This window comes from Paenibacillus sp. NRS-1760, assembly GCF_050467785.1.
GTDB lineage: Bacteria > Bacillota > Bacilli > Paenibacillales > Paenibacillaceae > Pristimantibacillus.
Map to the genome: position 1 here is coordinate 862,537 of NZ_JBITPK010000014.1, position 26,358 is coordinate 888,894.

Genomic DNA, 26,358 nt, shown 5'->3' on the forward strand with positions numbered 1-26,358 from the left:
AGGAATAGCAAGTTAATCATTTAATCTTCTAAATAGGATGAAAAACATCCCGTCCCCCTTGCATTTGAGGGTTGCCGAGCACAAACGAGTCACGATTGTTGAATAAAAGACATTGATGAGCAGGTGCTACGGTAACCTGCTCTATTTTTTAAGCTAATGGAAGCTAATATGAGGCAGCGTACGTGCCCTTTTTCTCGAAAATGTACGTTCTCATGAGTGACTTTTTTAAAATTTGATGCCCATTCCAGAAATTGCAGATAGGAAGTAGAAATATATGAGGGCGGTTTTAGCTTTTGACGATTTATCAGAGTTCCATCTTTTTATATAAAGGAGGGAGAGTGTGCTCGACAAATGGGAGAACACTTAAATCCGAATGCTGTAGTGGGTTCGTGCCGGGTGACGAGGGGAGTAAAGTTGGCATCGCCGAGATGGCTGACATGGTGCTAATGGCTTATCCTCTGGAGCGCAACCGTTTCATGCCAGGGGATACATTGCACGGACGGAAGCGGTGACGTTACTGCTGGGAATTTTGAATTTTTGGGAGTTGAACTGATTATGAAAGCTTTAATTATTTCGGATATTCACAGCAACGTCTATGCATTGGAATCGATCCGCAAAGCAGAACAAGGCTGTGACCTAATCTATTGCGCGGGTGATCTCGTAGACTACGGTCCTTTCCCGCGGGAAGTTATCGAATGGGTGCATAAGAACGATGCGATTTGCGTTCGCGGCAACCACGACGACATTATTATCGACCTATACCGAAACGGCAATAGAGGTCATGATGTGGCGGAGGAAGGGATTAAGTGGGCACATTGCAATGCAAGGCTGCTCGGTGAAGCGGAAATTTCCTTCCTAGAAAGCATACCAGTCTACCGAACATTCGAGATGGACGGGTATAGTTACACGATGCAGCATCTGTACGACAACTATTTGACGATTGACAGCTTGCCCAAGTACGACGCCTTCTGGGCGGAACGCAGCGGCGAGGCAACTGGAACCGCAGGAGATCGCCGCATTATATTCGGACATACGCATCGCAGATGCATTCATTATTTGAGCGACGCCAGTTTGTGGCTGAATCCGGGAAGCGTGTCTTACCGCCGTCGCGACGATCCGTCGAAAGAAGCGCACTATTTCACGATTACCGATGGCAAAATTGCAATGAAAAGTCTTGTCTATGACCGCACACCTCTGCTTGAAGCAGCACAAAAGTTGCTGTTGAAGGAAGAAGAGATGAAGGTTGCCTACTTTTTTTTCGGTTAAGCGGGCTGGTAAACAGGCAACTGCAATGGGGACGTATCCACGATTAGATATCGGGATACGTCCTTTCTCATGTTTTGTCCACCGGCAGGTTGCGGTTTACAGGTTGCAAGGTGATTATTTTCGCTATTTTTAAGCCTCAGTTTACTTTTTTATGATTGTTTCATTTTTTTACACTATGGCATGGGAAACGTATCTTTCATAATAGAGGTTGTGAAGTTGCTGATATGATCCTGCAGAGGCTGCGGATCATATCAGCCTATTTAATAGGAAGCAGGTGGGAAGATGACTACTATTTATTGGGTGTCGAGTAGCGACGAGTTGGCGGCAGCCATGGGCCGGGCAGAACCTGGTTCCACGATCTTGTTGGCAGACGGCGTTTACGAGCGGAATGAAGACTATATTATTGAAGGCAAAGTGGGATCGGACACCGCCATATTAAGCATTCGCGCTGTCAATAAAGGAAAAGCGACGATAGCTGGCGAATCAAGTATACGCATCTTGAACTCTGCTTATGTAGAGGTATGGGGGCTGCATTTCCAGGTCGAGCAGCGCGAATCTATCATTCTGGACGGTTCGCGGCATGTGAGGATTGCGCGGAATAGATTTGAGCCGCGACAGGTTGGGGCGGAGTATAGCCTGCTGTCTGTGATGGGAAGCGGCAGCGGCTGGAACCGAATCGAACGCAACGAGTTCGGGCCAAAGGCCGACCTTGGACCGCTCGTCATTTTTGATGGCGACGGGGAACAAATTTCGCAGCATGATGTTATTGAATATAATTATTTTCATCATATAGGCCCACGAGTTGTCAACGGGCTTGAAGCGATCCGGCTCGGCTTGTCCGGAATCTCTCTCTCGAACGGTTATATTACGATTCAACACAACTTGTTTGAAAATTGCGACGGAGAGCCCGAGATTATTTCGGTAAAGAGCTGCTATAATACAATTCGGTACAACACATTCCAAAGCTCCGCCGGCCAAGTGACAGCGCGGCACGGGCATGGAAACCGCTTTCATCACAATGTGTTTATCGGTGATGGCATGAAGGAAGAGATGGGCGGGTTTCGCATTTACGGCAATGACCATCACATTTTTGATAATTATATGGAAAACTTGACGTTGGATGCGCTGCTCATTGACGGCGGTAACTACGATGGGGGTCCGGGCGGCTATCCGGAGGCGCCGACGGAGCAGGAACTGAGGAAACATTGGCGCGTCTATCGCGCGCATGTTGTGAATAATACGATTGTTAATTGTCGTCATGGCGTCACGCTCGGCAAGCGGATTCCTTATGCGCCTGAGAATTGTGTAATCGCTTACAACCGTGTATGCGGCAAGGAGCAACCGACCATATATGAATACCGGCCGTCTCCGGCGGTATGTATCAACAATCAGAAAGCGGAAGTCGAGGATATTCAATGTCCGGCCATTCTAACAAGAATTGACGTCGGTCCCGACTCCGACTAAAGCTAACATGGAGGAGAACCTATGGCCCAAACTCGAAACCGGTGGACGATCTATCTGAAGCAGCTCCGGCACAAAAATCGCAGCGTATTCCTGACCTGGATGCTTTCATACATTTCGGTGCTGCTCGTGCCCATTCTGATCAGCGGCGTTATATACGGCGCGACGCTGAACGTTGTAAAGGCCGAAATTAACCGCGCCAACCAATCCATTCTTGTTCAGATGGAGCAAGCCATAGATAGCCAGTTCAAAGGAATCGAGAACCTGAGCCTCGAGGTGAGCCTCAACAGGCGAATCGCATCATTTATTTCTGCCGATCCCATGTTGTCTGATTCAGATCACTATGAAATATACCAAATCGCCAATGATTTGCGAGTATACGAAATCGCTAACGATTTTCTTGAAGGCATTTATATTTACTACAAAAATAGCGATACGGTCATCGCCCGCAACAACCGTATGAACATCGAAGGGTTATACGACCATATCCGCCTTGAAGAGCAAATGCCATTCCAGTCGTTTCAAGAATATTTTGACCAATGGTACATTAAAGGCTACCACTCGGTTGTTGTGTCTGAAGAGAATGAGTGGAGGCCTACGGTCATGTATGCCCAAAATGCGACGTCAACGATCATGAATCAGCCGGGAGCTGTCTTGCTATTCATGATTGACCGCGGCAAGCTGCTGGAGCAAGCGTCGGTGCCTGAGGAAGGCACAATCTTTATTTTGGATGAAGACAACCGGTTCATTGCGTCTACGGGCGAGTCGCTGGCGGAACCTGCTCTGCACTACGGCGATATGCCGGAAGAGTCGGGGCAACTGGAGATCGAGGCTTCCGGTAGCAAGCTTGTTGCATCCTACACGACCTCCTCCATTACGGGATGGAAATATGTAATGACGCTTCCGGCGGGCGTATACCACCAGAAGATGAACGTGGTAGAGCAATTGACGATCGCAAGCATCTTGCTTTGCCTTATTATTGGCGGTGGTGTGACGTATTGGCTGCTCAAGCGGAACTACCTGCCTATTCATGCGCTTATACAGAGCTTGTCGTTCAAGGCAGGTGTTACATTCGATCGCGGCTCTAATGAATACTCCTTTCTGGAGCAGGCGCTGAGCAGCACCTTCCATGAGAAGGAGGAGCTTCATAACAAGCTGAATCAGCATAACAATACGCTCCGATCGCATTTCCTGCAGCGGTTGCTGAAGGGGCAGCTCGACAGCCATATCCCGCTGCACGAATCGTTCTCAGCCTATGACCTGCGCTTCCCGCTGGGCGGATTTTCTGTCATCTTGCTGCGCATCGAGCATTTCGGCAAGTTCCATCGGAAGGATGAGGATCAGGTACATAACAAGCGGTTGCTGCACTTCCTGATCGCCAATGTGGTCGAGGAGGTTGCGCGAAAGTCCGTTAACGCCTATGCGGTAGAACTGGACCAGGAGCTGCTCGCCTGCATCGTCAACCATCAGCTTGTTTCGCCGGAGAAGCAGCGGGGGGAGCTGGAGCACATCGCGGAAGAAACGATGTCGTTTATCGCAAGTCATGCCGATGTCCAGTTGACCGCTGCCATCAGTGCACAGCAGGAGGGCGAATATGGCATCTTCCAGGCGTTTCAGGAAGCGGTCGAGGCGATGGAATACCGTATCATTGCAGGCAGCGGGGGCATTATTCATTATGCGGACCTGAGCGGCAGCGACAACCAGGGGACTGCTCCTGGTGGTTATTTTTATCCTCTCAAGGCCGAGCAGCAATTGATCGTTATGGTTCGCGAAGGCCAGCTCGAAAAGGCGAAAACGTTTGTCGGGGAGATTGTTCAGAAAAATGTTACGACAGAGCCGTATCCATTCCATACAGCGAAATGTCTCATGTTCGATCTGATGGCAACGCTGCAAAAAGTAATCGGAGAAATCCGCATCGCGGGCAAGCCGGATATGCCTGACGGAGTGCGCGCCATCGAACGCCTGATGCAATGCCAGACGGTTGGGGAGATGCGCAGCCAGCTATACGATATGCTGGAGCTTTTGTGCGGCTACGTTAATAATAACCGCGAATACTGCAGCAATCCGCTAATCGATAAGGTCATGAAATATGTTAACGAGTATTACCAAGACGAGAACCTGAACATTTCGATGATCGGGGAAGCCTTCTCCATGACGCCGTCGTATGTTTCCAAACTGTTTAAGGATCTTGCGGGCGAATCTCTGCTCGACTACATTAACAAGACGCGGTTGGCGCAGGCCAAATTGCTGCTTACCAGTGAGAAATATAATGTCAGCGAAATATCGCTGATGGTCGGTTACAACGATGTGAATACCTTCCACCGCATATTTAAAAAGTTCGAAGGCATTACGCCCGGGCGCTACAGGGAAGTCAAGTAGCTCTCGGGCTTTTTTTCAAGAAAAAGCGGTTAACTTGCGGTTTTGCTACCCTCATTTTCGAGAAATTGCAGTATATTTGAGGTTTTGACAATGGTTTGTGACACTGAATTAGCGTTACGATGAAAGCGTATTCACACCAACATATTCATACGAAAAGAACGGAGGGGCACAATGGCGAAAAAACGTAACGGCAAGATGCACAAAGGGCTGCAGCTTACACTGGGGATCACAATGGTACTCTCATTGTTGTTAACCGCATGCACTAGTAATGGGGGCTCCGGCAACAAGGACAAGACAGAGCCAACTCAAAGCGCCGCCAGCAATACGGGCGGAAATGACGAAAGCAAAGGCAACGAGGGAGCGAATAAGCCGGTTTATCCGCTGAATACCAAAGATACGTTCTCGTACTGGGCTCCAATCAACGGAAACTTGATTACATTTACAACGAATCTGGCGGAAGCGCCAATCGGGAAGGCGATTGCAGAAGCTACCGGCGTGAAAGTAACCTACATCCACCCGACCGACGGTCAAGCGGAAGAGCAGTTTAATTTGTTGCTGGCTTCCAGCAAGCTGCCGGATGTGCTGGAGTACGACTGGAGCATCTATCCAGGTGGTCCAGAAAAGGCGATTGCAGACGGGGTTATCGTACCGCTCAATGATTTGATCGATCAATATGCGCCTAATCTAAAGAAGATGCTGGAAGCTAATCCGGATCTGGATAAAATGGTGAAAACCGACAGCGGCCAATATTATGCCTTCCCGATGGTACGCAACTCGGAAGGCGTAGTCTTCCGCGGACCAATGCTGCGCAAAGACTGGCTGGATGAGCTGGGGCTGCAATTGCCTGTAACAATAGATGATTGGCATAAGGTCCTGACAGCGTTCAAAGAGAAAAAAGGCGCCGCGGCACCACTGACGGCACTATACGCGAACAAAATGAATTTACAGGATGCGTTTTTCGGCGCATACAAAACGTCGCACGGCTTCTATATTGACGATCAGGGCAAAGTGAAATACGGTCCGTTAGATCCGCAATACAAAGATGTTTTGACGTTGTTCCGCCAGTGGTATTCCGAAGGGCTGATTGATAAAGACTTTCCAATCGTAGAGCGCAACACGCTGGATAAGCGGTTTCTGAACGGCGAGTCCGGCGCAACTGTTTACCTGCTGGGCGGCGGGATGGGCAAATGGCTGGAGTCCGGCAAAGCACAAAATCCGGATTTTAATCTCGCAGCGGCTCCTTATCCGGTATTGAAAGCAGGCGAAAAACCATTCACTGGACAGCGCGATTTCAAATATAACCCGAAAGCAAGCGCGGCAGTGACGACATCAGCGAAAGACCTGGAAACGATCGTAAAATGGCTGGATTTCGCATTTAGCGAGCAAGGAACCATGATGTACAACTTCGGCGTTGACGGCGAAAGCTACACGATGGACAACGGTGTTCCGAAATTTACCGATATGATCGTGAAAAACGAAAAGTACACTTCGCAGCAGATGCTGGCGCAATATACGGTTCCGAATGGTCCGTTTCCGATGCATGAGCAAAAAACGACCAACACGTTTCCACAACAGGATGAGGCGGTCAAGGTTTGGGCGGAGACCGATGCGGAGAAACATATTTTGCCCGCGTTCATTACGCCTACTGTAGATGAGAGCAAGAAGGTAGCGCAGACGATGACGGCAATCAATACGTATTTGGAAGAAATGTTTATCAAATTTTTAATGGGCAATGAACCGCTCGACAAGTTCGACAGCTTCGTGAAGCAGCTGGAAGATATGGGCATTCGCGATGTAATCGACATCTATCAAGGTGCCTTGGAACGCTACAACAATAGATAATTTCATGTATCGTCTTGCGGCAGGCTGCAGGCCGCCGTGGGGACAGGGGGTGGTGCAACCATCCCCTGTCGATGATGCTGCATGTGGACAGGAGGAGTAGGAGATGGCTCAGTTGAAGCTGGGACGCAGCAAAGTCGCGCATGCCGGGCGTCTGCCGCTTAATATCGCGAAAGACATAGTTAAGAACAAGTATTTGTACATCATGCTTACTCCTGTTTTGGCATATTTCATTATTTTTCAATATTTTCCGATGTACGGTGCGATTATTGCGTTCAAGGATTTTAATCCCAGGCTTGGAATTGGGGGCAGCGCGTGGGCAGGGCTGGAGCATTTCAGAGACTTTTTTGGCGGAATGTATTTTTGGCGGGTGTTTAAAAACACTCTGATGATAAGCTTGTACGATCTCGTTTTCGGTTTTCCCGCTCCGCTTATTCTCGCCTTGCTGCTTAATGAGGTGAAAAATGCGCTGTTCAAGCGTTCGGTTCAGACAATCACTTATTTGCCGCATTTTATTTCGCTTGTCATTATTTGCGGCATGATCAAGGATTTTACGAGCAGTGACGGCGTCATTAACGATATTATCGCATTTTTCGGCGGCGAGCGGATCACGATGCTGCTGGAGCCGTCTTTTTTCCGGACGATCTTCGTCTCGTCGAATATATGGCAGCATGTAGGCTGGGGTACAATTATTTATTTGGCCGCGCTGTCTGCGATCGATCCCGAGCAATATGAAGCTTGCAAGATCGATGGCGGTGGACGCTGGAAGCAGATGCTTAATGTTACTCTACCGGGGCTGCTGCCCGTCTTCGTTATATTGCTCATCCTGGACATTGGCCGAATTATGAGCGTTGGCTTCGAGAAAGTTATTCTGCTGTACAACCCGACCACTTATGTGACAGCGGATGTCATTTCCTCGTATGTGTATCGAATCGGGCTTCAAGATTTTCAATTCAGTTTCAGCTCAGCTGTTGGATTGTTCAACTCCGTGATTAACTTCGCGCTCGTTATCGGCTCCAACTGGATAAGCCGGAAGTTGAACAATACGGGCTTGTGGTAGAGGAGGGTTCGCATGCGAGTAAGCTTGGGTGAACATCTATTTCGGGTTTGCAATACGCTGTTTTTGTCCGTGCTCATGATTGCAACAATGTACCCAATTCTGTACGTGGCATTTGCTTCATTCAGCGAACCGGCGCTGATGATGGCGCATAAGGGTATTCTGTGGAAGCCGCTGGGCTTCTCGCTTGAAACATACGGGGCGGTATTCAGCAACCCGATGATCCTGCTTGGCTACCGCAACACGTTATTTATTGTCATTGTAGGCGTGGCTCTCAATTTGCTGCTCACTTCCTTCGCGGCATATGCCTTGTCCAGAAAAACGTTGCAATATCGCAAGCAGCTTACGCTCTTTATCGTGTTTACGATGTTTTTCAGCGGTGGATTAATTCCGTTCTACTTGCTGGTTAGAGGGCTGGGCATTACGGACTCACTGTGGGCGCTAATCCTGCCTACCGCGATAAGCGCGTTTAACCTCATTATTATGCGGACTTCGTTCGAGGCGGTGCCGGATGCGCTGGAAGAGTCGGCCAAGATCGATGGCGCCAACGACTTTGTCATTCTGTTCCGCATCTTCCTGCCGTTATGCAAGCCCGTGCTTGCAGTGGTAGGCCTGTATTACGGAGTAAGCCACTGGAACTCGTGGTTTAATGCCATGATCTTCCTTCAGGATCGGTCGATGTATCCTTTGCAGTTGATCCTGCGAGAAATATTGATTATCGGCGAGGCGAGTTCCATGGCGGAGGGTGCATCCCAGGATGAGATCATCATACTCGGCGAGACATTGAAGTACGCCACGATTATGGTAGCTACCCTTCCGATTTTTCTGGTATACCCGTTATTGCAAAAATATTTTGTGAAAGGCGCCTTGATCGGTGCCATCAAAGGTTAGGATAAGGAGTGGAATTTTGAGATGAGCAATGAAAATGTGAAGCTGAAACCATCCGAGCTGTCGGATTGGTGGGATAAAGTGAAGATTAAAGTTGATCATATGATCGAAGCGGGCTGGACAGAAGCGCCGCATGTTTCGGCAGCAGGCAAATATGACCAGATCAAAGTGGATCAGTGGATATCGGGCTTTTGGCCGGGCATTCTGTGGATTCTGTACGATATGACCGGAGAGCGGCGTTATCGGGAGGAGGCAGAGCCTTGGGATGTACGCATGGAGCAATGTTACTTGCGAGACAACCATTTCCACCACGATGTTGGCTTTCAGTTTTTGCCGACATCGGTTATTCGCTACAAGCTGACCGGCGACGAGGACGCACGGCGGCGCGGGCTGTTTGCTGCCAACTATTTGGCAGGCAGGTACAACCCAGTCGGACAGTTCATTAGAGCGTGGCCCCGCAACCAGACGGGATGGTCGATCATCGATTCGATGATGAATTTGCCACTTCTGTTCTGGGCGAGCGAAGAAAGTGATGATCCACGCTTCAAGCATATTGCGGTTGCTCATGCAGATATGGTGCTCCGCTCGTTTATAAGAGACGACGGCTCGGTGCATCATATCGTAATCTTCGATCCGGAGACGGGCGAAGTGGAGAGTTATGACGGCGGACAGGGCTTCGCGCCGCAATCGTCCTGGTCGCGTGGCCAAGCTTGGGCGCTCTACGGGATGAGCTGCGCTTACCGTTATACGGGGGAAGCGCGTTACTTGAATGCGGCGAAGCGGGTGGCGCATTATTTTATCAGCGCGTTGGCGGAAGACGATGTGCCGCATTGGGATTTCCGTGCGGCGGCCGACTTGACGGACGAGCCGCGCGACACCTCGGCGGCAAGCTGCGCGGCATCCGGACTGATCGATATCGCGTCGCAGGTGCCTCCTGAGGAAGCCGCTTTATATCAGCGCGCGGCCACGCGCATTCTGCGCTCGTTGTCGAACAAATACAGTACGTTCGATCAGCCGAAGTATGAAGGCATTCTGCTCGGTGCAACCGGGCATAAACCAGTCAATAGCAACATCAACGTATCGCTGATTTACGGCGATTACTATTATATTGAAGCTTTGGCGAAGAGCAAGGGCTGGAGCCAGCATATTTTTTGAGCGGGATCATGAGCAGTATTAACGAAGCCGGGAGGACAGGAAGCACCTCCCGGCTTCCGTATTCTTGAGAGGAGGTGCGGACGGAACGAAGGGAATGATTCAATAACCATCAATTCATAACGGAAAGGATGAAGAATTATGGGAACCAAAAGTATGACATGCATGATTTTGCTCTGTATGCTAGTTGCGTTAATGCCAGGAGCGGCGAGGGCGGCCGATGCGAAGTTCACAATTGGCAGCTCCAGCGTGACGGCGAGTGGACATGACGGCAATGTTCCGGCCAACACGGTGGACGGCGATTTCGCCACACGTTGGTCAGCGAATGGCGACGGGCAATGGATTCAGTACGATTTGGGCGTTAACCGCAAAGTGTCTTCCATTAAAATTGCTTTTCTGAATGGGGCAAGCCGCACTTCTACTTTTGATATTTTGACGTCTACGGATGGTTCCGCCTTCACGACCGTCAGCAGTGGAGTTGTGAGCAGCCTTGTGGAAGGCCTGCAAACGTTCGATTTCCCGGATGTCGATCCTGCCCGCTATGTGCGGGTCGTTGGGCACGGAAATTCCTCCAACCTGTGGAACAGCTATACCGAAGTTGAACTGTACGGCACCGCGAGCGGCCCTGCGCCGGGTGCAAGCAAGCTGGCGGTTACCGTACCGCAGCTTATGGCTAGTGGAGATGACGGCAACATCGTCGCGAATACAATCGACGGCGATCTTGGCACGCGCTGGGCGGCGAGTGGCGACGGGGAGTGGGTCCAATACGGCCTTGGATCGAGCAAACGAGTGGAATATGTGAAGATCGCCTTCACCAACGGGGCAGAGCGAACTTTCAGCTTTGATATCCAGACTTCCTATGATGGCTACAACTTCAGCACAGCGCTTTCGGGAGCGGTCAGCAGTCTGACCAACAGCTTGCAGACATTTGATTTTGCCGATGTGGTCCCTGTCCGATACGTTCGTATTGTTGGCCACGGCAACTCGGTGAACGCATGGAACAGCTTCGCAGAGGTCGAAATTTATGGCAGCGATTCAAGCGGCAGCGGTAGCGAAGGGACGGTCGTCGAAGTTAGCACTTCCACGCAGCTCACTGCCGAGCTTGCAACCGCTACGGCGGGTAAAACGATTGTTCTGGCAAACGGCACGTATTCGCGTACAAGCCCGTTTGCTGTTCAGAACAAAAACGGCACCGCCAACGCGCCAATCGTCATTAAGGCGAAAAACCGCGGCCAAGCTATCATCTCGGGAGCGTCGGGCTTCCGCGTCGAGAACTCCTCGCATGTGGTGCTGGACGGATTAAAGTTTACGAACGTAAGCAATAGCGCAGTGGTGCTCGAAGGCTCGCACCATGTGCGACTGACCCGTAATACATTTGCGCTGCCAAGCTCGGGCGGTGGCCTGATGTGGCTGCAAGTGCGGGGCACGAACAGCCATCATAACCGCATCGACCGGAACGACTTCGGAATGAAGAGCGACACCGAACCGCTGATCGCTTACGAAGGACAGGATGGCTCAGGGCAAATTTCGCAGTACGATATTATTGAATACAACTATTTCCATGATATAGGCCCATGGGTAGCCAACGGCAAAGAGACGATCCGTCTCGGCTTGTCCGGTCTAACGCTCTCCCACGGCTATAATACGATACAATATAATGTATTTCAGAATTGCGACGGCGAGCCGGAAATTGTTTCGGTCAAGAGCAGCAGCAATACGGTGCGCTTCAATTCATTCCTCACGTCCAAGGGCAGCCTAACGCTGCGGCACGGCCATAACAACAGCGTATACGGCAACTTCTTCCTCGGGGACGGTGTGGAGTCGGATCAGGAAGGCATCCGGATGTTCGGCAATGACCATAAGATTTATAACAATTACTTCGAGAATTTGACAGGCGAAGCAATCTACTTGCCAAACGGCGATTTCGACGGAGGTACTGGAGGCTCTCCTCCAAGCCCGACGGTCGAACAATTACGCAAACAGTGGAAAGTTTACCGGGCGCTAATCGTCAACAATACGATTGTAAACAGTACAACCGGCATCGTCATTGGTTCGGGCAAAGCGTATGCTCCGCAGGATTCCGTCGTGGCGAACAATATCGTGCGCAACAGTACCGGCACGCTTTATTACGAGGCGGCGACAACGAATACGCTGTTTCAGGGCAACATCGGGTATGGCAGCACCATTAGCAACATATCGCGCAGCTCGGGGCAGATCCGAGATATCAATCCGCTGCTCACTACGGTGAGCGGCATCCAGAAGCTGACCGCAAGCAGCCCGGCGATTGACGCCGCTGTAGGGACATACGCGTTCTTGCAGGCGGATATGGATGGCCAAATGCGGGCGACAACGGATGTGGGAGCGGATGAATATTCCGGAGCGCCTCTGCTGAATCGCCCGCTTGCGGCAGGCGATGTGGGGCTGAATACGCCTTAGGGTAATTAATGATCAAGCATGCCGGCGGTCGGTCCGCCGGCATGGCTATGTCGTTCCATAGCTGTGCGGAGCATGCCGGTTATTTACTTTATTTGAAAGGATGGGAGACCATGGTTCGCAGAAGCTATGGAGCAGAGGGAAAAGGCGAGGTGACGTTACATGCATACTAACACGATGCTGCCGGCTCCGCGTGGCGGCGGCTTCCGAATGGAAGGTTATTGGATATGGTGTGGTTCCGTCGTGCAGGGCGAGGACGGCAAATTCCATATGTTTGCCTCGCGCTGGCCGAAGACTTTGCCGATGCACCCCGGCTGGATGACGGCATCGGAGATTGTCAGGGCGGACTCGGATACGCCCGAGGGACCGTACCAATTCCGCGAGGTGGCGCTTCCGGCGAGGGGAGCGCAATATTGGGACGGACGCTGCACGCACAACCCCCATATCGTTAAGCACAACAACAAATATTTACTTTATTATACGGGCTCGACCCATCCGCTGGGCGATCCGGAGCCGCCCGGAAATTTCGGGTTAACCGATCCGCAATGCATCGTGGCGCGGGCGAACAAACGGGTAGGCCTGGCTGTCGCGGACAGCGTATTCGGCCCTTGGCGCAGAGCAGATGAACCGATATTGCCAACACGTCCCGGCCGATTCGATAGCTTTCTGACCTCCAATCCGGCTCCGTGTGTCCGGGAGGACGGTTCCGTGCTGCTGATCTACAAGGCACGAAGCTACGAAGGCAACCTGCATGGCGGCATGACGATTGGCGTCGCGTATGCGGATCACTACGAGGGACCATATCGGGTGCTGAGCGGAGAGCCGGTGTTTCCTCCGGAGTCGTTCCATATCGAAGATCCGTTCATCTGGCAAACAGCGAAAGGATACCATTTGATCGCCAAAGATATGGAAGGACGTCTATGTGGTGAAAAATATGGCGGCATCTTCGCGGAGTCTCCAGACGGGTTGAAATGGAGCTTGCATGGACAGCCGCAAAGCTACTCCCGGACGGTACGCTATGATGATGGCACGGTGCAGACGCTGGGAAATCTGGAGCGGCCATTCCTGCTTTTCCAGAACGGCAAGCCTACTCATTTGTTCGCTGCCGTCTCGGACGGCATCGACGGTTTTATGGATGCTTCCAATACATGGAACATGGTTATACCTTTAAAGCAATGATACAAGGGGGAGTTTACGTTGAGCAGCTGCGTGGAGTCAAGCGAGCGCTATGCGGCTATGACGTATAACTGCTGCACTGAATTGATCGAAATGTAGTATGCTATCCATATTTGTACATGATAAAATACTAAATTGCATATAAGAGTGATAAAGTAAGAGGCTGTCCCATAAGCGTTCAGCCCGGTGAAGGGATAGCTCACTTTGAACGGAAATATTGGGAAGTATGAAAAATAGCCATACAGGAGAGCTATACCTGTACGGCTATTTTTCTATTCTGGTCTATATTTGCATGTTTCATCAGATTGTGGGCAAGCGAAAGCCACCCGACCTCTAGACTTACCTTAGGCAAGCCGCGAAGCAGAAAACGTCGAAATCCCGGGTTATTCTTGATCTGCCCGAATACACTTTCGTGTTCAATCATTCGTCTTACCGACAACGCATATCCTTACACTTTTTCTTTGTTTTGATGCGAAGTCGCCACACCAATCTCCGCAATCTAGGTCCAGCTATCCTGCACTATTGCAGGAACTTCGGCCATTTTTAGCTGTGTGGATACTTATGTTGTATTTATGCAATAACTTGCTATATGATCTGCCATTTCTGCACTTTAACAGCGCTTATGTTGTAGGAAATACAGTATAGCTGCACGTAAGTGTGAGAAAGATGCAGCTATCCTGCGACTATGCAGTATAGAAAATAATTAAGAACAATGTAGAATTGCATATCTGCCGAATTAATATAGAGGATATCCCAAAAGGGCAAACCGGAGTGAGAGAATCCCATAGTATGTGCAAAAGAACCTTCAAAACCACTATGAGAGTGAATCTGAAGGTTCTTTTTTTGCTAAAATATTGAAATTATTCCTATTAGTTGATTTGTACTAGCTGCCATTGCTGATTGAGATTGCCGCTGTATAAGTTTTGCTGAATATTCGCGCCATCAGCCGTGGAGGAGCCGGCGACCTCTACCGCTTTGTTGCTATTCACATTCAAGATGCTCCAGTAACCGTTGCTGAGCTTGATCAATCGGAACTGCTGCGCGGTATTGGAGAGATCCTGCATAAGCTGAATCGCTTCCCCGTTGTTTTTTGTCCCGTTACGAACATCCATGACTTTGTTGTCAGTTGAGCTTACGCTTCGCAATTCGTAATAGTTATTGTAGGTGCCTTGATCCGTGACGATCCAGCGCTGAGCTGTCGTATTATTGTCTGCTCGCTGTTGAAGCTGCAACGCGTTTGTATTCTGGCCGCCTGGAACCTCGAGTATTTTACCCGAAGCACGGTTGACGAGCTTGTAAGTTGCGCCATTCGTGACTCCATTCCATATACCATTCCAAGGATTAAACTGCGCACGTTCATAGTACCATTCGAAAATAAATCGGGCCATGCCGTCCCGGGCAGTGTTGCCATCATACATCAATCCGCCTGTTGGGTCTGCAAATGAGCTTCTCGTGCCGGGATTCAACAAAAATCCATTCATATGGACAGCGATGCTCACATTGCCTGCTGCCGTGAAGATCGCTTTGGTATTTTTGCCGAAGCCCGCGTTCGAGCCGTTGAACAGATCCCAGTAGGAAGAGTCTCCCGGTTGGGTCTTGAACCAGGTTGTCTCCGTAATATTAATTGGATAATTATCAGCGCAAGGCTTAATATTGGTATCCCATTGCTGTTGCAAAGGAGTGTAGTCATCATAAGCGCCATAGCCCGGATACCAATGTACGGAATAACCTATATTGTTCAGTGAATCCGTCAATGGATAGGCTGCGCATAGCTGATAGTATTGATCCCAACCAAGTCCCGATGCCCAGATGACGTTATCCGCGCCTTTGCTGCGAATTGTGGAGATCATGGAATTTTGGAAATTTTTGAGCGAGTTCCAGTACGCAATGAAATTGGATTGGGAAGGATGACCGCCCCAGACGCCATTGACATCAGACAGCACGGGCTCGTTAATGAGCTCGAACATAACATTGTCAGCGCTCTTGATTCCTGGCTGATCAGCGAGGTAACCCCAAATCTGATTAAACTTTGCGAGATTGGCAGGGGTTGTTGCTTGGTTGTTGCTTAAAGTGAAATCTAGGCCGAGGGTGACATACAGGCCCTTGGTCTTGGCATAGTTGATATAAGGAATGATGACGTTCTGAGTAACGGCTTGCAGGCCGGCAAAATTGTACGTGCCCGCCGCTACGTCGCCCATGTCTTCCCGGTCAATGAATAGACGTACCTGATTCATATACCATCCATGGTTGTTGCCGTATTTGGCCGAGGTGCTTGTAAAGGTGTCGGTGATATCTTTCAAATACGCTAAGATCGCTGCATGTCGATTCCCGCCATTCTGATTCAGGTAGTAATTGCTGTTCTGGTACGTCCAGTAAGCGCCCGAAGGCTGATGCCACCCGCTTAGCAAAACAGGCTGTCCACTGCTGTTCACCAATTGGTTGCCGCTTACATGGAGCTTGGACATCGGCATGCCAACCCACGCATCTGCCTTCTTGCCGCTCAGCAATAATGGCGACATCACTAGCGCCAAAAGCAGCAGAAGCTTCATTGCCAAACTGACTTTCTTTTTAATCATTAATACTCATCTCCTTTTTTTTGTTTTACATATGTTAATTCATGGTAGTACAAGGGTGTGGTGAAGCATACGGCGGATGAGGTACCCAGAGACGAATCAGAAGTGAAGAATAACGATTTATAACCATTTAGACTTCAGGAGAGGAGAAGATGAAAGAGGTATATTATTTGTAAAATTAATATGTATGCGCTTACAAAATTGAGTTTACTATTCGTTTGACACTATCAACAACCTGTCTAATTATGGTTCTGAAACCCTTCTAACTCTATCTTTAACGTACAAGTGATAGTAACAATTGACAGGTTGTTTGTTCATTATGGAAAGTTTATACTTTTCGCAGTTAAGTAGGTGTAAACAGGAAGGGGAAGGAAAAAGGATGAGTCCAATTAACTATGATTTGCTAAGACGTGTCGTTCCGACCGGGTATGACCAGTACAGGGATGATATTGCCCACGGCAAAATTGAAACGGTTGAATATTTCTCTAAGACAATAGGATGCAAGCGTAGAGCGATGATTTACATCCCTCCAGGTTACCCGGATGGTCAAGGGGAATATAACGTTCTTTATTTATTGCATGGTATCGGCGGAGACGAAGAGGAATGGTACAATCATGCGGGTCCGCAAGTGATTCTTGATAATTTGTATGCAGACAATAAGCTTGCGCGCATGATTGTGGTTCTACCTAACGGCCGTGCCATGCAGAACGACCGGGCGGAGGGCAATTTATTCGACGCAGACAAATTAAAGGCGTTTGAGGATTTCGAATTCGATTTGCTTTATGATCTCATTCCTTATGTGGAATCGAACTATACGGTTCTGACGAGGAGAGAGAACCGTGCTCTAGCCGGTTTATCGATGGGAGGAGGACAATCGCTCAATATCGGATTAGGCAATCTAGATCATTTTGCTTGGATTGGAGGATTTTCCTCTGCTCCAAACACGAAGGAACCCGAGTTGCTTGTTTCGAATCCGGAAGATGCGGCGGCTAAGCTGAGTTTGCTCTGGTTGTCATGCGGACTTCTGGACAATCTTAAGCATGTCAGCGACCGGACACATGCCTATTTGGAGAGGAACGATGTACCCCATATTTGGTACGAGGAGAGTGGCGGCCACGATTGGCCGGTTTGGAAAAACGATTTATACCATTTTTCCCAACTCATTTTTAGATAGCCTGTCTAGCGACTAATCTCTTAGATGTACACGAGTGAAATAATAACCATGTTATCATGACAATTTGGATTCTCAACAATCGGAGCATCACCTTATTAAGGTGATGCTTTTGTGATGTTTTGTTCCACTTTTGATTGTGAGACGAAACACGAAGAATAGACAACGAGGATGATATTTGGAAATCAGGTTAAGAGGTAACTTTCTAATAAATGAGATCACCTGGGATAGAGAATTCCAATTTCCAACTTCATTATAATAAATCTATCCTATTGAAATAGAGTGAGGTTAAATGCTATGTCAATTCCATCATCTGTAAATTTTTCTGCTAAGCAAGCACATTCACAGCGACAGAGGAGCTACGTCCGTTTGCTGCGGAACATTGTGAAGTATCGCGTGCTGCTGCTTATGCTGCTGCCGACAAGCATCGTTTTTTTCATTAATTGTTATATTCCCATGTTTGGCGTTTTCATTGCTTTCAAGAACATTAACTACATCGACGGAATTATGGGCAGTCCGTGGGCAGGGCTCGACAATTTCCGTTTTCTCTTCGCTACTTCCGATGCGTGGCGAGTAACAATTAATACGGTTGCCTACAATGTTGTCTTTATTGTGACCGGTCTTCTTCTTTCCGTTGCGATTGCCATTGCCGTAAACGAGGTTCGTGCCAAGCTGGCATCGCGACTCTATCAGACGGTGATGATCATGCCAAATTTTTTGTCCATGGTTGTCGTCAGCTATATCGTATACGCCTTTTTACACCCCGAATACGGTTTTCTGGTCAAATACGTGTTGCCGTTGTTCGGACACTCTTCGGTTAATGCTTATATGCACCCGGAGGCTTGGCCTTATATTTTGTGGTTGACGAAAATGTGGCACTCCGTCGGCATAGGCAGCGTCATTTACTTGGCCGCAATAACTGGAATCAGCGAAGAGCTGTACGAAGCAGCGGTCATGGACGGAGCCAGCAAATGGCAGCAGATCATCCGAATTACGATTCCGCTCCTGACTCCCGTGATGGTCATTCTGACGATATTAAATTTGGGGGGCTTATTCCGCTCTGACTTCGGGTTATTTTATCATGTTACGCTCGATTCCGGCGCGTTGCGCTCCACGACGGATGTCATCGATACGTATGTTTATAGAGGCCTGATTCAGCTCAATGACTTGGGAATGGCCTCCGCAGCGAATTTCTACCAATCGGTAGTTGGATTTTTCCTTGTCATCGGAGCAAATAGTCTGGCTCGAAAGCTTAATCGCGACACGGCACTTTTCTAGAATGGAGAATCAATATGAACAAAGCAACGAACGTTAAACCGTATCAGAAGGTATCTAAGCTAGCCGCGATAGTGCTTCATACTATTTTTATCGTTTTCAGTCTCGCCTGCATCTTGCCGATCTTGCTGATCGTCGCCATCTCATTTTCAAATGAAAAGCTCCTAACGCTAAAGGGCTACAAGTTCTGGCCTGACGAAATCGATGGATCTGCATACCACCATCTATTTGCCAATTCGTCGACTCTTATGAAAGCCTATGGGGTTAGCTTATCTGTAACTTTTATTGGAACCTTGCTGGCGGTATTGTTAATTGCGTTATATGCGTACCCGATCTTTCGCAAGGATTTTCCGTTTAAGAAAATATTTAATATCTATCTTCTGATTACGATGCTGTTCTCTGGAGGGCTTGTCCCTTTCTATCTGTTGTACGTCAACTATTTGGATCTGAAGGACACTTATGTCGCGCTTATCCTTCCAGGCCTTTCGAACGCGTTTTATATCTTCATTGCCCGTACATTCTTCCAGCAAACGATACCGGAAGAGATGATTGAATCGGGTAAGCTGGATGGAGCGTCGGAGTGGCGAATTTTTTTTCAGCTCGTTCTTCCTATTTCGCTTCCGGTACTGGCAACGATCGGATTGTTTACTACGCTAATGTATTGGAACGATTGGTTCAATTCCTTGCTGTTCATTAATGATAGCGAAAAGTTCTCGTTGCAGTACGTCATGATTCAAATGATTCGCCAAGCGGAGTTTTTCAAAAATCAATTGGCGGGCAGCGGAGTAGCTCTGCTAGTGCAGCAATCGGTACCGACAGAAAGCTTACGGATGGCGATGGTAGTCGTCTCCATTGGTCCCATTCTGTTTGTCTATCCTTTCTTTCAGAAGTACTTTACCAAGGGACTTACCATTGGAGCCATCAAAGGTTAATTCGTCTAGCTCTGGCTTAACGGCCGGTTAGAATATATGAAAATTTATTGGGGGTTAAAAAAATGAAGGTAACGAAAGGTTTGGGCAAAACGCTTGCTGGGCTAACGGTGGCCATGCTTGTCATGTCAGGCTGCAGCACAAATTCAGGATCATCCGGTTCACCTAATGCAGAACCGCTGTCAACAAGCAAGCCATCCGAGGAAATCGGATCAAGCACAAGCAATTCCGATACATCGACCTACCGCAAGCTCAAAGTCTATACGGTAGGCAATTTTCCACAAAACGACTCCAAGGCAGTTGTAGCAGAAATCAATAAATACTTGAAAGAGAAAATTAATGCGGAGATCGACTTCCAAGGACTGCCCTGGTCCTCCTGGGCTGAGAAGATGGCGCTGGCCTATCAGTCCGGAGAGCAAGTAGACTTGACTTTTGCTCCGAACTGGGCAGATTTTTCCAACAATGTAACCAAAGGGGCGTTTCTCCCGCTAGATGATTTGTTAACCGAATACGGGCAAGGAATAATGGAGACGCTAGATCCTCGTTTTCTCGATGGGGGCAGAGTAAATGGGAAAATTTACGCGATCCCAACCAACAAAGAAATCGGCGAGAGCCACACGATTATGTTTCGGAAAGATCTTATTGATAAATACGGGTTTGATATCAACTCTATCCAAACACTGGAAGACCTAGAGCCGTGGCTTCAAACCATTAAGGATAAGGAACCCGGCCTTGCACCTATCTGGCTCTCAGGCAGTGGTTCCGATACGCTGAGCTACTTCGACAAAACAAAGCCGAGCATGGAAGAAAACTTCCGATACGAGCTGGTGGCCGGAGCACCTGCCGGTATTGTATTGGATACTAAGACAGATAAGATGATCATCAGCACGTTGGAATCCGATGCGACTATTTATAGGTTGAGGCTCTACAGCGAATGGTTCAAAAAGGGATTCATTAATCAGGATGCCGCGACGACCAAAACGAGCGCCGAAGATGCATTTAAGGCCGGCAAAACGTGGATGAAATTCGGTTCCGATAAACCGGATTCCGACAAGGAAGATTCCAGCGCGACGGGTATCGAACTAGTCAAGCTGAAGGGGAATGATCCTGAAATCAGTACAGCAAGCGTCAGCAACTCCATGATGGCAATCGGCCGCACATCTGTCGATCCGGAGCGCACAATGATGCTTCTAAACCTTCTTCATACCGATAAAAATCTGGTCAACCTGATCGATTTCGGTGTGGAAGGACGGCAATATGTCAAGGTAGAGGGCAAGGATAATTTCATTAAGCTGCAAGATGGCGTCTCTACCCGTGCGGATACGGGGTGGGCTCCGGGTATTGAGTGGATGTTTGGGAATCAGACCCTCACTTATTTATGGGAAGGCGAAAGCTCGGACAAATGGGAGAAGTTCAAAGCCTATAACGAAAAAGCTCACAAAGTAAGGTCGTTTGGCTTCAACTTCAATACAGACGCTGTCAAAACAGAGGTGTCCGTCGTCAGCAACATTATCAAGGAATATCGTCCGCTGCTTGAAACGGGCAGCTTAGATGCCGACAAGGTATTGGCAGAATACAACGACAAGCTAAAGGCCAACGGTATCGAGAAAATCCGCGCCGAAGTTCAGAAGCAGTACGATGAGTGGAAGGCGAAGCAGTCATAAGCAGGCAGGGGAAAGACCGAAATGGTCTTTCCCCTTTCGTGCCGCATGGGCGTTCATATACTAGGCAAAGGAGTGGAACTGTGGGACTTTCATTGCAATTTAAAGTAAGCGCACTCGTCCTGCTATTAGTGGCGCCACTTTTTTTCTTTCTTTACTACACCAATATCTACTCCACAAATATTGTTCGTGAGAAAGTAGCGAAATCCGCATCGGACACGTTGACCCTTCATTTAGGCTCTCTTGATGAGCTGCTGGAGCAGACCAGTACTTATTTGCTGCGAACGGCAAATGAAAGCATGCTGCTCGAGCTATACTCGGAGAGCGACCCAGACAGTGTAAACTATTATTTATCTATCAGAAAATTAATGGATCAATGGTATAGCGATGTTAGCTACTACTCTATTATTCGCAGTGTATTCGTGTATCATCTTGACCGGGAGGAGCTATTCCTCAGCAGTCAAAAGGAGTATTACGAGGAGAAGGAGGCTATCCGTGCCGGTCTGTCCGCTCGGCTGAAGAAGTTCAAGCTTCCGACGTCCTTGAAGTGGGAAATCATTAACGTCGGTGGCGAGCCGGTCTTATTTAAGGCACTTCCGGATAAAAGTGGAAGGCTGCTCATCGGTGTACTTGTCAGCATTGACTCCTTAGCTCAGCCTCTAATCCGGTTGGAGTCTGTAGAGAGCGACGAGAAAATCGGCATTATATCCAAAGAGGGGCATCTGTTGTGGGGGCAATTCGCCAATGAAGATCTTGTCCGCATCCGCAGCCATCTGAACGATCAATCGAAACGCTCTAGCGCTTCTATTCGACTTAGTGACGGCAGCAGCTATTTGTTCGTAGGCAAACCGTCTCTTTTTTCGGATCTCAACGTTTTCATTTTATTGGACGAAGAATTGCTGCTGGACGAGCTGCCTCTGTTCCAAAGCGTAATTAAGGTCATTCCCATAGCGGTAGTTGTCATTCTAGTTGTATTGTTCTTTCTATTAAGCCGGCTTGTATTTAAGCCCATTCAGCAGTTGGCAAGCGGGATGCGCATACTTGGCAAGGGACAGTTAGAATACCGTTTGAAGGAAGAGAAATCCAAGGAGTTCCAACTGATTACACAACAGTTCAATCGAATGGCTGAACAAATCGGGAATCTAAAGATCTATGTATATGAAGAGCAAATGAAAGTACAGCAAGCCGAACTTAAGCATCTTCAGGCTCAGATTAATCCCCATTTTTTCATGAATTCCTTAAATATCGTCTTCCATCTTGTAGAGCTTCAGAAGTATTCGCTGATTAAGAAGATGATCAGCCACCTAGTTTCCTATTTCCGGTTCATCATGAGCACCAACGATACATGGATTACGCTTGTTAGCGAATTTAATCATATCCGGAACTACATGGAAATCCAAATGGTCATGTATCCGAACAAGCTGAGTTTTTATGATCGGCTGCCCGAGGAATTAGAGAACGTCCTTGTTCCGCCCTTGCTTGTGCAACCGTTCGTGGAGAATGCTATGAAGCATGGATTTATTAATAATACCAAGCATTTTGAAGTCAGCGTCACGGTAAGTGAAGCAACTAGTAAAGATGGGGATTCATGCATGGCCATCGAAATCCGCGACTCTGGACCGGGATTCTCCAAGCAGCAATTGGACATGCTCAACCTTGGATTATATGAAAAAGAGCCGACAGACCGTCAACTGGGGATATGGAATGTGCGCAGGCGCTTGATTATGTTCTATGATGGACGCGCGAATATAGCCTTCCGCAATGATCCACAGGGCGGTGGAATAGTGAATATCAATTTGCCTATGCAAAGGAGGCTTTGATCATCGTATGTATACAATCTTAATTGTTGATGACCAATATTTTGCCTTGCTCGGTTTGCAGCAAGGCGTGAACTGGAGCATGCTGGGCGTTACGCACATTAGTTTGGCGGAGAACGTGGATCAAGCGTTGAAGGTGCTAAGTAACACTACTGTCGATTTGCTAATTTGCGATATCGAAATGCCGGGGAGCAGCGGTTTGGATTTGTTGGCCTGGGTGGAGCAGCATTCGCCGTACACTTTGACGATTATGCTTACTTGTCATGCGGACTTTGAGTACGCGCAGCGCGCCATCCATCATGGAGCGTTCCATTATTTGCTCAAGCCCGTCGATTATGAGCAATTGAAGAAAGTGGCCGGCGATGCTTTTGCAGAGGTCGGTAGGCAAAAAGAACAAAAAAAGTTTGAAGCTCTGATGCAGGACTATCGAAGAAAATGGGAACATCAGCTGCCTATATTGGTGGAACGCTTCTGGCAGGACATCCTTAGTCAGCGGGCATCTCTGCTCCCGGACTCGCTGCAAAGATCCGCACAAACTTGTGGCTTGTCGATCAAGCCTGATGATCGTTATATCCTGGTTCTGTTTGGACTTGAGCAATGGAAAGATAATCTGAGCGCGCGTGATGAAGCCATTATGGAATACGCGCTTCGCAATTTGGCTGGAGAACTGCTTCTGCTAGAGCTGGAAGGTGTTGTATTTCAGGATCATACAGGGCTTAATCTGGCGATCGTATATGTGAGAAGTGAAGAAACCTCTATTAGCAAGGTGCTTAATTACAATTGCCGTCAGTTTCTGAACGAGTGTGAACGGCTTCTTCAATGCTCCTTATCTATTTATATTAGTCCGACGGTAGTATTACCGGAAATCGTTAGCGCCTACACGTATGTGACAGAGAGAGAGCAGCACAATTTAACTCGATCCCGGCAAGTATTCATGCCTGCCTCTACTCCTATGGAAAAAAGCATGAATCAACTGCTGGCCGTAGCTCCACTAAGCTTATTTGCAGAGTGGTCCACTATAATGGAGCTTGGCGAGTTAGAAGAGCTGGATCGCCGAGTGAAGCAATGGTTCTGGAGCAGTGAAGGAAATACATGGACAAAGGAATCACATCATCAGTTTATCCACGGTATTCTCTTCATTATTCACACCATATTGGCCCAAAAAGGTTTATCCATTCACAAGTCAGCGGAATTAAAGAGCTTGACAGATAAGGAAAGCTATCCCAAGCACTCGGATGCCCTGCAACAATGGACGAGATGCTGCCTGAAGGCAACCGTACGACTTCTCACGGTAAGCAACAAAGTATCTTCTGCTGTAGTTACCAAGATTAGACATTACATTCGTTCACGATTGAACCAGGAGATTACCCGGGAGGAAATGGCTGCCCATGTCTATCTGAACCCGGCATATTTATCCAGATTGTTCAAGAAGGAGACCGGGTTATCTTTGTCGGATGCCATCATTCAGGAACGAATCCAAGAGGCCAAACGATTGCTGGAAGAAACCGAATACAAGATTACAGACATTGCAGAGCGTATAGGTTATACCAGCTTAGGAAGCTTTTCGAACTTATTCAAAAGAATTGTCAGCGTAACGCCACAGCAATATCGAGCACGGAAAAAACGGGATTAATTAATCATTTTACACAACGAAACGGACTTTAAGAACGGCAAATAGTTATCCGCCTGCTCCCTGATACTTGTTTGCGCCGTACATCCAAAAGCGGTAGCCTAGTCCATAAATCAGCGGACCCGCGAGCGGGACCAGCCACTTGGCCCAATGCGGTATTAGCGATGTCTCGTACGACAAAAGAAAGGCTGCAGGATAGAAATTGACAAAAGCGAGTGGAACGCCAACGGTCAAGAGCAGCTGAACCACTGTTCCGAATATTGGAAGAGGATAGGATATGAACTCCTTCAAATGGAAAAACAATGAAAACAAATATCCCGTCCTCACCCACACGAAGGTTGTAGCGCCAATAGCAGTGAGCAATCCAGCATGAATCATTGCACCGCTGATTAATGCAAGCAGCAAATAGACGTAATCTGTCCATGCCCACTGTAAATTTAATTGAGCAATGGCCCAAATCAATACAGTTCCGGAAATACTGATATGGGCGACGTATGCCAGGTTAAAGCCGCGACTAATCAGGTATAAGTAGGGGTTGACAGGTTTAATGAGCAGCGTATCGAAGGTGCCTTCCCGAACTTGGCCTTCCAGACCCGACATTTGCACGTAAGAAAAGGAAGCGCCAAGTGCATATGTAAATAATCCGATGCTATAAAGCAAAGCAATTTCAGGCCAGTTCCAGCCAGCAATCGAGTTGAATTGCTTCATGAACAGCCAAATGACAATATAGTCGCCTGCATAGGAAATGATTTGCGCGAAGGCAGAAAGTACAAAATCAGCTCGGTATTCCATTTTCTCTTTCAACAATAATCGAACCAGCTTACTGAAGAGTAATAAAGTCATAGTACGCCTCCTTTCTTATTAGCCTCCTTGAACGATTAATCGCCGTACGGCTCTGCCCCAAAGCCAATAGGCAACAACAAGCAACAAGATGATCCATACACATCCCAACGCGACGGTTCTCCATAATTCTGCCTCGTTCAGATTGCCGAGATAAATCGCCGCAGGTACATAGCCTAGATATTGGAATGGCAACAACTTGGCGACCGCTGCCCAAGAAGGGGAATAGAACCACAAGGGCAGAAACGAACCGCTGAAAATGGTAGTTAGGCCGCCAAGCGTCCAACTGAGCGCAAAATGGCTTAAGAACCAAAAGGCCAGAAGAGAAACAAGATAACCAAGAAGAAAAGAAAGTATTAAAGCCATTAGCAGAGCCACTAGGAAAGCAATGAAATGTATCGTGGAAGCAGGAGGAAGCATCCCGAACAAAATCCATGCAAGAATCAGAGAGGGGATAACTGTGAAAATGAACTGATAAAGCGATTGTCCAAGCCCGTCAAAAAGCAGATATAAAGGATAGGAGAGCGGCTTGACGAGCTCTGATGCGATACTGCCGGACTTGAGACTGCCGTCAACTTTACTGCTAACCCGGTTTAGCAAAAGAGCAAAAAGGAGGGTGTTTAGTATACTATATGTAATCATTTGTTCGACTGTCGTACTGGCTGAACCGCCATTTCCGATAACGGCCCTCCAAATCTCCACTTGGATGAGTATTGCAAAATAGTTGCCCAGCAGACGAAGCCATACTTCGGAACGATATGCTAACTGGTTAACAAAGGCCTTTAACGTAAACATAAAATAGGTCGACATT

At 48.2% G+C, this 26,358-nt stretch carries 20 protein-coding genes and 1 pseudogene; 17 read left to right on the forward strand and 4 right to left on the reverse strand.

All coding sequences use genetic code 11. The features are described 5' to 3' along the window. Window positions 1-338 precede the first annotated feature (338 nt). The 11 genes from ACIFSR_RS23135 to ACIFSR_RS23185 all read left to right on the forward strand — a co-directional run bounded on the left by ACIFSR_RS23135 (window position 339) and on the right by ACIFSR_RS23185 (window position 13,654). Window positions 339-512 (forward strand): hypothetical protein, encoded by a 174-nt coding sequence (locus ACIFSR_RS23135; RefSeq protein WP_430060199.1) that lies wholly within the window; start codon window positions 339-341, stop codon window positions 510-512. Between the two features lie 43 nt (window positions 513-555). Beyond that, window positions 556-1,266 carry a metallophosphoesterase family protein gene (locus ACIFSR_RS23140; protein WP_430060201.1) on the forward strand — a complete coding sequence of 237 codons (711 nt, stop codon included), beginning with the start codon at window positions 556-558 and terminating at the stop codon, window positions 1,264-1,266. 282 nt (window positions 1,267-1,548) lie between these two features. Next, the gene (locus ACIFSR_RS23145) at window positions 1,549-2,730 is read left to right on the forward strand and encodes a polysaccharide lyase 6 family protein (RefSeq protein ID WP_430060203.1); all 1,182 of its coding nucleotides are present in this window, start codon (window positions 1,549-1,551) and stop codon (window positions 2,728-2,730) included. A 21-nt stretch (window positions 2,731-2,751) separates the two neighbouring features. After that, window positions 2,752-5,106 carry an AraC family transcriptional regulator gene (locus ACIFSR_RS23150; protein ID WP_430060205.1) on the forward strand — a complete coding sequence of 785 codons (2,355 nt, stop codon included), beginning with the start codon at window positions 2,752-2,754 and terminating at the stop codon, window positions 5,104-5,106. Window positions 5,107-5,277: 171 nt separating this feature from the next. Next, on the forward strand, window positions 5,278-6,948 hold the full coding sequence (locus ACIFSR_RS23155) for an extracellular solute-binding protein (RefSeq protein WP_430060207.1): 1,671 nt from the start codon (window positions 5,278-5,280) through the stop codon (window positions 6,946-6,948). A 103-nt stretch (window positions 6,949-7,051) separates the two neighbouring features. After that, entirely contained in the window at window positions 7,052-8,005 is a 954-nt protein-coding gene (locus ACIFSR_RS23160; protein WP_339204281.1) for an ABC transporter permease, read from the forward strand. A 12-nt stretch (window positions 8,006-8,017) separates the two neighbouring features. Next, on the forward strand, window positions 8,018-8,893 hold the full coding sequence (locus tag ACIFSR_RS23165) for a carbohydrate ABC transporter permease (protein ID WP_430060209.1): 876 nt from the start codon (window positions 8,018-8,020) through the stop codon (window positions 8,891-8,893). 21 nt (window positions 8,894-8,914) lie between these two features. Further along, complete coding sequence (locus ACIFSR_RS23170) at window positions 8,915-10,045, forward strand: glycoside hydrolase family 88 protein (RefSeq protein ID WP_430060211.1); 1,131 nt, start codon at window positions 8,915-8,917, stop codon at window positions 10,043-10,045. A 138-nt stretch (window positions 10,046-10,183) separates the two neighbouring features. Beyond that, on the forward strand, window positions 10,184-12,478 hold the full coding sequence (locus ACIFSR_RS23175; protein ID WP_430060213.1) for a chondroitinase-B domain-containing protein: 2,295 nt from the start codon (window positions 10,184-10,186) through the stop codon (window positions 12,476-12,478). An 8-nt stretch (window positions 12,479-12,486) separates the two neighbouring features. After that, the gene (locus ACIFSR_RS23180; RefSeq protein ID WP_339204277.1) at window positions 12,487-12,648 is read left to right on the forward strand and encodes a hypothetical protein; all 162 of its coding nucleotides are present in this window, start codon (window positions 12,487-12,489) and stop codon (window positions 12,646-12,648) included. Window positions 12,649-13,027: 379 nt separating this feature from the next. Further along, on the forward strand, window positions 13,028-13,654 hold the full coding sequence (locus ACIFSR_RS23185) for a glycoside hydrolase family protein (protein ID WP_430060216.1): 627 nt from the start codon (window positions 13,028-13,030) through the stop codon (window positions 13,652-13,654). A gap of 247 nt (window positions 13,655-13,901) precedes the next feature. Here ACIFSR_RS23185 and ACIFSR_RS23190 read toward each other — a convergent pair. Both ACIFSR_RS23190 and ACIFSR_RS23195 read right to left on the reverse strand, forming a co-directional pair. Beyond that, a pseudogene (locus tag ACIFSR_RS23190) lies at window positions 13,902-14,099 on the reverse strand (transposase); the annotation flags it as partial. Window positions 14,100-14,520: 421 nt separating this feature from the next. Continuing rightward, complete coding sequence (locus ACIFSR_RS23195) at window positions 14,521-16,227, reverse strand: RICIN domain-containing protein (protein ID WP_430060218.1); 1,707 nt, start codon at window positions 16,225-16,227, stop codon at window positions 14,521-14,523. A 376-nt stretch (window positions 16,228-16,603) separates the two neighbouring features. Between ACIFSR_RS23195 and ACIFSR_RS23200 the strand changes: the two genes are divergently transcribed. The 6 genes from ACIFSR_RS23200 (at window position 16,604) to ACIFSR_RS23225 (ending at window position 24,710) form a co-directional block, all read left to right on the forward strand. Further along, complete coding sequence (locus ACIFSR_RS23200) at window positions 16,604-17,398, forward strand: alpha/beta hydrolase (RefSeq protein WP_430060220.1); 795 nt, start codon at window positions 16,604-16,606, stop codon at window positions 17,396-17,398. A 366-nt stretch (window positions 17,399-17,764) separates the two neighbouring features. Further along, window positions 17,765-18,673: an ABC transporter permease gene (locus ACIFSR_RS23205; protein WP_339204270.1), complete on the forward strand. Its 909-nt coding sequence runs from the start codon at window positions 17,765-17,767 to the stop codon at window positions 18,671-18,673. A 14-nt stretch (window positions 18,674-18,687) separates the two neighbouring features. Continuing rightward, a complete protein-coding gene (locus ACIFSR_RS23210; protein WP_339204269.1) occupies window positions 18,688-19,602 on the forward strand; it encodes a carbohydrate ABC transporter permease in 915 nt (304 codons plus the stop codon). 62 nt (window positions 19,603-19,664) lie between these two features. Beyond that, window positions 19,665-21,263 carry an ABC transporter substrate-binding protein gene (locus tag ACIFSR_RS23215; RefSeq protein WP_430060223.1) on the forward strand — a complete coding sequence of 533 codons (1,599 nt, stop codon included), beginning with the start codon at window positions 19,665-19,667 and terminating at the stop codon, window positions 21,261-21,263. Window positions 21,264-21,343: 80 nt separating this feature from the next. Then, entirely contained in the window at window positions 21,344-23,080 is a 1,737-nt protein-coding gene (locus ACIFSR_RS23220) for a sensor histidine kinase (RefSeq protein WP_430060225.1), read from the forward strand. 7 nt (window positions 23,081-23,087) lie between these two features. Further along, complete coding sequence (locus tag ACIFSR_RS23225) at window positions 23,088-24,710, forward strand: response regulator transcription factor (protein WP_339204266.1); 1,623 nt, start codon at window positions 23,088-23,090, stop codon at window positions 24,708-24,710. A gap of 45 nt (window positions 24,711-24,755) precedes the next feature. Here the strand turns inward: ACIFSR_RS23225 and ACIFSR_RS23230 are convergent, their stop codons facing one another. Together ACIFSR_RS23230 and ACIFSR_RS23235 are read right to left on the reverse strand one after the other, a co-directional pair. Beyond that, window positions 24,756-25,550: an ABC transporter permease gene (locus tag ACIFSR_RS23230; RefSeq protein WP_339204265.1), complete on the reverse strand. Its 795-nt coding sequence runs from the start codon at window positions 25,548-25,550 to the stop codon at window positions 24,756-24,758. Between the two features lie 18 nt (window positions 25,551-25,568). Continuing rightward, entirely contained in the window at window positions 25,569-26,357 is a 789-nt protein-coding gene (locus ACIFSR_RS23235) for an ABC transporter permease (RefSeq protein ID WP_430060228.1), read from the reverse strand. Window position 26,358 lies beyond the last annotated feature (1 nt).

What these genes read in the sequence shown, in the direction of transcription:
- ACIFSR_RS23235 (WP_430060228.1), bottom strand. Translation starts at nt 26,357, where the DNA reads ATGTCGACCTATTTTATGTTTACGTTAAAGGCCTTTGTTAACCAGTTA.
- ACIFSR_RS23160 (WP_339204281.1), top strand. Translation starts at nt 7,052, where the DNA reads ATGGCTCAGTTGAAGCTGGGACGCAGCAAAGTCGCGCATGCCGGGCGT.
- ACIFSR_RS23145 (WP_430060203.1), top strand. Translation starts at nt 1,549, where the DNA reads ATGACTACTATTTATTGGGTGTCGAGTAGCGACGAGTTGGCGGCAGCC.
- ACIFSR_RS23195 (WP_430060218.1), bottom strand. Translation starts at nt 16,227, where the DNA reads ATGATTAAAAAGAAAGTCAGTTTGGCAATGAAGCTTCTGCTGCTTTTG.
- ACIFSR_RS23210 (WP_339204269.1), top strand. Translation starts at nt 18,688, where the DNA reads ATGAACAAAGCAACGAACGTTAAACCGTATCAGAAGGTATCTAAGCTA.
- ACIFSR_RS23215 (WP_430060223.1), top strand. Translation starts at nt 19,665, where the DNA reads ATGAAGGTAACGAAAGGTTTGGGCAAAACGCTTGCTGGGCTAACGGTG.
- ACIFSR_RS23230 (WP_339204265.1), bottom strand. Translation starts at nt 25,550, where the DNA reads ATGACTTTATTACTCTTCAGTAAGCTGGTTCGATTATTGTTGAAAGAG.
- ACIFSR_RS23175 (WP_430060213.1), top strand. Translation starts at nt 10,184, where the DNA reads ATGGGAACCAAAAGTATGACATGCATGATTTTGCTCTGTATGCTAGTT.
- ACIFSR_RS23165 (WP_430060209.1), top strand. Translation starts at nt 8,018, where the DNA reads ATGCGAGTAAGCTTGGGTGAACATCTATTTCGGGTTTGCAATACGCTG.
- ACIFSR_RS23150 (WP_430060205.1), top strand. Translation starts at nt 2,752, where the DNA reads ATGGCCCAAACTCGAAACCGGTGGACGATCTATCTGAAGCAGCTCCGG.
- ACIFSR_RS23180 (WP_339204277.1), top strand. Translation starts at nt 12,487, where the DNA reads ATGATCAAGCATGCCGGCGGTCGGTCCGCCGGCATGGCTATGTCGTTC.
- ACIFSR_RS23155 (WP_430060207.1), top strand. Translation starts at nt 5,278, where the DNA reads ATGGCGAAAAAACGTAACGGCAAGATGCACAAAGGGCTGCAGCTTACA.
- ACIFSR_RS23225 (WP_339204266.1), top strand. Translation starts at nt 23,088, where the DNA reads ATGTATACAATCTTAATTGTTGATGACCAATATTTTGCCTTGCTCGGT.
- ACIFSR_RS23140 (WP_430060201.1), top strand. Translation starts at nt 556, where the DNA reads ATGAAAGCTTTAATTATTTCGGATATTCACAGCAACGTCTATGCATTG.
- ACIFSR_RS23170 (WP_430060211.1), top strand. Translation starts at nt 8,915, where the DNA reads ATGAGCAATGAAAATGTGAAGCTGAAACCATCCGAGCTGTCGGATTGG.
- ACIFSR_RS23200 (WP_430060220.1), top strand. Translation starts at nt 16,604, where the DNA reads ATGAGTCCAATTAACTATGATTTGCTAAGACGTGTCGTTCCGACCGGG.